The organism is Syntrophaceticus schinkii, from assembly GCF_000946815.1.
GTDB classification, from domain to species: domain Bacteria; phylum Bacillota; class DSM-12270; order Thermacetogeniales; family Thermacetogeniaceae; genus Syntrophaceticus; species Syntrophaceticus schinkii.
Genome location: NZ_CDRZ01000050.1, coordinates 1 through 5,918 on the forward strand (window position 1 = coordinate 1; position 5,918 = coordinate 5,918).

The 5,918-nt window shown below is 42.0% G+C and carries 4 protein-coding genes and 1 riboswitch; all 4 genes read right to left on the minus strand.

From position 1 onward, the window contains the following. Positions 1–464 precede the first annotated feature (464 nt). Positions 465–1,412 carry an ester cyclase gene (locus SSCH_RS03685; RefSeq protein WP_052835268.1) on the minus strand — a complete coding sequence of 316 codons (948 nt, stop codon included), beginning with the start codon at positions 1,410–1,412 and terminating at the stop codon, positions 465–467. Between the two features lie 701 nt (positions 1,413–2,113). Then, positions 2,114–2,971, minus strand: a complete 858-nt coding sequence (locus tag SSCH_RS03690; protein WP_044664299.1) for a DUF4830 domain-containing protein — start codon at positions 2,969–2,971, stop codon at positions 2,114–2,116. A gap of 560 nt (positions 2,972–3,531) precedes the next feature. Then, positions 3,532–3,738 (minus strand): DUF378 domain-containing protein, encoded by a 207-nt coding sequence (locus SSCH_RS03695; RefSeq protein ID WP_198142141.1) that lies wholly within the window; start codon positions 3,736–3,738, stop codon positions 3,532–3,534. A 222-nt stretch (positions 3,739–3,960) separates the two neighbouring features. After that, positions 3,961–5,052: an aminopeptidase gene (locus SSCH_RS03700; RefSeq protein ID WP_456300445.1), complete on the minus strand. Its 1,092-nt coding sequence runs from the start codon at positions 5,050–5,052 to the stop codon at positions 3,961–3,963. A 278-nt stretch (positions 5,053–5,330) separates the two neighbouring features. After that, a riboswitch (cobalamin riboswitch) is annotated at positions 5,331–5,547 on the plus strand. Positions 5,548–5,918: the final 371 nt, after the last annotated feature.

Genomic DNA, 5,918 nt, shown 5'->3' on the forward strand with positions numbered 1-5,918 from the left:
TAAGAGATCGGGCGTATTCTTGCTGATATGGAAAGGCAGCGTGCGACAGCGGGGTAAGGTAATTAAAGGGTAAGGATCCTCTCAGTATCCATGACAGGTTTGGTTTGGGTGCTGGGGGATCTCTACATTATCCACACTATGCACACTGACTGGCATTATCTAGCTAGACTTTGATTGGCACCTGAATTCTCAACTTTATGGCAGACTGTCGCTATAATTCTTCCGTTATTGGCGGTGAGAATTGCAGCGTCAAATTGAGTGAGAGGCAACAATAGGTAGCTAAAGCAACAAACAATCCATTAATTATATAGTGCCCGGTTGGAATTGCCTTCCGGGCACTTTTATCTAGAACTAATCGTTTATACTATTCTACTATCTTGCCGAAATGCACCCAGTCTATTTGGGGGTTTTATTATCATCTATGGTAGTTTACTAATGCATATGACTTTTTTTTACTTACATAATTATATAAGATATTGTCTTTTTCTCAATCTATCAATAATATCAATATCTAATTGAAATAAATATTCAATCAGATCGATGAGTACCCAGTTCTCAACAAGAAGGTTGCCTTCTCTTCTCCACCAATCCATAACTCTCATGTTTACTTTTTTATTTGGAGCAGGAATTCCTAACCATCCGGCCCCAGTATGTGTAGCTTCTACACTTGGCCATCCAGTAGATGATACATAATTAGCATCTCCAAATCTTGCTGCATGATTATGTCCACCTACTCTATCTGGAAGAGCTTTCATAAATGGTCCTTGATGATATTCTTTAAATCCTTTTATACCTTTTGTAGAACCTATCCCAGCAGGTCCATACCACATAAAATCATTTGCCCAATAAGCTTCTAATCTTTGTTTTTCTAGCCCTGAAGCTGCATTTATAAGGCCCTTGTAAAGCATATCTTCAACTAATTGAAGCGATTTTTTACTCTCATTATCATCTGTCTCGTACAATAAAATGCCATCTTTAGTAGCTGGGCCTGGAACAACTATTTCAGGTGCTAGTGTTGGGATGAATCTAAATCCGGATTGTCTCATAACATCTAATATATCTACAATCAATCTGGTTTCAATGATTTTCCCATCAACCATTTTATGAAATTCACCATATCTAACCCAAGTAGCCCCTCTAGATGCAGGAATATCAATCCAGTCATTTTCAAATGTAGCAACGATATTTCCGGTAGCACTTACCCAATCACCATCATTATAATGACCGGCCATTAATATATTATTATCTTTTTTCATATCTGGAAAAGCTGCTGTAAAAGGCTTATAAAATATGTCTGTTATTTCCTCTATTCCCTCTAAAACATTAAATGGATGACAAGTGTGCATAACTGCATCTTTATGATAATATTCTTTTAAAATGTCTCCAACCGTTTCAGGTTTTATCTTATACATTTTTCTTGAAAATTCAGCAATTATTTTTTTTATTTTTTAAGATTAGGGATTCCATTATATACCACCTCGTATTTTTTTAGGAATAATACTCCTATATTCTATGTTCTTGATTAATAAGATTTTTGAATCATCTAATTTTAAATTATTAGATCTATTATAATAAACCACTATAAAAAACCATCTCCATTCCGAATATTAGCTTGTCCAATTTTTGTAGTTCCCCCCTTTCAAAATGATGCTCTAGTGTCTGCTAGATGTCAATCTCTTCGCTAATAAAAAAAAATACTGTTCTTTAAAAGTTGGCGAAATGGTGGCTATAAAATCATATTTGCATTTTAAATCACCTTATAGAAATATATAAGCAATTATTATGCCAACAATGCAAAACACGTTTTCTAAGAGCCACCTAGTTGGTGTTAATGGAGCCACTGGCGCGGTGATTTGAGAGCCACTGACGCATTAGGAGGGAGCCACCCCCTGCTGACAGGAGGTGGCTTAAAAAGCTAACTAGATAAACGCATGGACCTACTACCCTTGATAATGATGTTGTAGGCCTGAGCCGATAACCGGTCCGTAATGGCTTCAGCGGCAACCGGGATGGGGATCTGCTCGAGTCACTCTGCAGGTTCATATTGGGATGCAAATAAGATGAGGTTATGCATCGCTCATATGCATATTTGCATTAATGCATTATGTAAGGACTATACGCGAATTAATGTGAATGAAAACAGTGGGTGGTTTTTACATAGTTTACAGGATTTAATCGATTGCGGTGAGTAAGTCGAAAATCCGGTAAGTATATTACGGATTATTTGTTTCAGCTCCTGCGGTGGGTCATACGACCAATCCGGGAAGTGATCCAGTGTAGCTTTTGTGGTTTTTGTGGTAGAGATTAACCGCGCGTATACCTTTGGGCCGTCAGAGTAGTGGATAACCAACAGGTATTCCTCATAATCTATGTGCGGTGGGAAGTCTTTATTTATTGGAGTGGACTTGCTGAGTAAGGATAAAATCGAGTTTACCTGTTCAGTGTCAGTTATTGTCGCTTTATCTTTCCAATCATTGTTTTCCCAGGGCCCATAGAGTTCGATACTATCTACACCTTCAAATACGAGCTTTTCCGGTTTCAGTCTGTCCGGGGTGAAATAATTTCTATCATCCAACGAAACTATCCCCGGGGTATAGCCATCCAGTGTCAGATATGCTCCTATGATCCGGTGATTGTCAGCTAAAAAGTACGCATAGGTTTTGCCCTCCTCGCTTTGGGAGCGCTCTTGAAGGGGATATTTCAGCAGTTTAACCTTTTGACCGCGGTAATCCTGGATATTAAGGCCGATTTTTTGAGATGCGGAGTTTATGAGTACCATTTGCAGGTCACCAGAGTCTGCTGGCAGTTTAAACTTATCTGTTGTTGGTTGTGCTGCAGGGTGCAGCCTGTATTGGGCCAGCATTTTTCGGGCGTCTTGTTCCACCTCGTCCTGGTCAAAAAAGCTTATGATCAGCAATAAAAAAAATAATAGCAGCCCAAGTGTGAGAAAAACTTTATTTTTTTTGGGCATGATGATACCTCCTTTGTGCGCTCTATTATTTATACGCATATTCCACAGGTATTCTTACAGTTATCTTTCAATTTTCGTTGGGGAAGTCGGGAAGTCGGGAAGTCGGGAAGTCAACACTTTTTCAGACAGTTTGTTAAGCCACTTCTGAATGGTGCCCGTTCTCCCAGCGTTATAGCCATTGTATAGGGTTTATAACCCAATCTTTTTTATATCCTAACTTCCTGACCTATAATATCATCTATTTGAGAGAAACAAGTGGATTTAAATTTGATGTTATTGTGGAATGGAATGAGCGGTGAATGTTCTGGATAGACGTCTATGCTGCCTGGGTGGCACCATTAGATTGTAAAAATAGAGGCCGAACTCATATAATGTTGCGGGAGCAGCTGAAGCAGTAGCTGGTATTTTCCGACATCAGACATCCTGCTTCTGAACGGAATAAGAATCCCGCCCCCAAATCAGCTCAAACCTGCTCCCTTTGATATATCTGGAAAAGCGGGAGTTAGGCGGAGTTATCGGAAAATGGGGCGGGATTGATCACGGGTGTACTAAGCTTGTGACTACCTTGCTTCGACTTCGGGCCTAACCAGTATGGTGATCGCCCAGAGTCCTGCCAGACCTATAATGGTGTAAATAATTCTGCTGAGAAGACTGGCACTGCCCCCGAAGAGAAATGCCACCAGGTCAAATCTAGCGAGTCCGACCAGCAGCCAGTTAATGGCACCAATGATGACGAGGACTAATGAAGTTTTGTCCAATGCAGACATTTTTGTGTAATTACCTCCTTCATCTAGTTTTCTATAAAATAACCGATGTTACAAAAAATATACATTATAGATGAAGAGCCGGCCTCCGACTTCTGGCATCAGACTTCTATCTTTCGCTTAGACACAAAGCAGACGCGAGAACTGTCCTCGCGTCTGCTGACATTTTAACGAATAACGACCAGCATATGGTGCACCTTAACTTTCAGGCATAACGTTATGAGTTTAGACCAAATTCTCCGGGTTTAATCCCGCAAGCTCTGAAAGCACAAAGCGCCCATCTTTCCTGATTAAAATATCGTCAAAGTAGATCTCCCCACCACCGTACTCTGGTGTTTGGATCAACACCAGGTCCCAGTGAAGGGCAGACTTGTTTCCGTTGAAGCAGTCATCATAGGCGCTTCCAGGTGTAAAGTGGATGGAGCCGGAGATCTTTTCATCAAAAAGGGTGTCTTTGATGGGTTTGTTGATATAAGGGTTGAGCCCGAAGGAGAATTCACCCACATATTTGGCTCCTTCGTCTATATTAAAGACGTTGTTGATCCTCTCGCTGTCATTGGCTATAGCACGAATGATCTTTCCGTTTTCAAACTCCAGCGAAATATTTTCATAAGTGAAGCCCTGGTGCTGGGAAGGGGTGTTATAGATGATTTTTCCACTGACCGAGTCCCTGACAGGGGCTGTGTAGACCTCTCCATCGGGAATATTGCATCTGCCATCGCATTTTACAGCAGGAAGCCCTTTGATGGAGAACTCCAGATCTGTGCCTGGGGCAACGATCCTTACCATGTCGGTTTTGTTGATCAATTCGACAAGTGGGTCCATGGCCTGGGACATCTTACGGTAATCCAGGTTGCAGACATTAAAGTAATAATTCTCAAAGGATTCTGTGCTCATGTTGGCCAGCTGGGCCATGGAAGGATTGGGATAACGCAGGACCACCCACTTCGTCTTCGGTACCCGGATCTTGCCGTGAACTTCATGCCAGTAGTATTTCTCGTAGAGTTCCATCTTCTCCGGGGGTACATCGGAGAGTTCCGCAATATTGTCACCGGAACGGACTCCAATATAGGCCTGCATTTCACTCATCAGTGCTCCTTCGAATTTGGCTCTTTGTTCCATCTGTTCCTGGCCGGTGTTCAATAAAACTGCTCGTTCAACTGCAGAATCTTTGATCATCACAAAGGGAACCCCGCCTGCCCTGTAGGCCGCTTTGACCAGCTCTGTAACCAGTGGGAGTTCGAGGCCGATAGCTTCGATTAACACCTTTTCTCCTTTTTTAAGATCACAGGAGTAATTGATGAGGTTGTTTGCCAAGGTACTTATTCTAGGGTCGATCAATGTAACTACCTCCGTTAGTATGAAATTGCTGCCCCATTATTCCAATGGCAGATATATTTATTATAGACCAGTTCGAATGAATCATGGCAACGGTTCTTGTGATTCATTTTGGTTGTGCACCGTGTGCACCGAGGACAGTTCCTCTTGCACGTTCTTCTTGTGAGCCTGCTAATAAAACAATAATAATTCAAGACTGGCCATGTTAAAAAAGCAGAAAAATGTTTACTGTAGCTGAATTAATTGATATAGTACTATTTAGCTATATGCGTACAGGTGGCCGAGAAGGCTGAAAAGGGAAGCCGGTGTAAATCCGGTGCGATCGCGTCACTGTGAGGGGGATCACCCTGCAGATACCACTGCCGGCACACAGCTGCAGTTATGATTGACTGCAGATTCTATCCGGTGCGGGTGGGAAGGTGCAGGTGTGAGATGATCCCGAGCCAGGAAACCTGCCTGTTCGCTGGCATCGTTCACCTACGCAAGATAGGGAGATGGTTTTTATGTTTTTGCAGAGTCCCCGATCTTGTATTGGTCGGGGTTTAAGCTTTTTTAGTGCTGCTGTCCAAAATGACAGCGGAAGCAAATGTCTGATTTAGCATTCCAGGGAAGCACTGCATTTTCCCCGACCAACCCTCCGGCAGCAGGTGATGGTAAAAGGATATTTCCAAGCTATTGCTGAGGAATACGATTTATTCAATATTCAGTTATCTATGATTCAAAGAATGACAAAAGGGCCGTTCCTCTGTCACAATAGGAAGAAACGTTGACAATGAGCGTCCCCCTGTCACGAAGAATTCAAAGACGCTTTGGGGAAAAGGGGAAGGTGTATGTTGGAATAATAG

What these genes read in the sequence shown, in the direction of transcription:
- SSCH_RS03695 (WP_198142141.1), bottom strand. Translation starts at nt 3,738, where the DNA reads ATGTCTGCATTGGACAAAACTTCATTAGTCCTCGTCATCATTGGTGCC.
- SSCH_RS03690 (WP_044664299.1), bottom strand. Translation starts at nt 2,971, where the DNA reads ATGCCCAAAAAAAATAAAGTTTTTCTCACACTTGGGCTGCTATTATTT.
- SSCH_RS03685 (WP_052835268.1), bottom strand. Translation starts at nt 1,412, where the DNA reads ATGTATAAGATAAAACCTGAAACGGTTGGAGACATTTTAAAAGAATAT.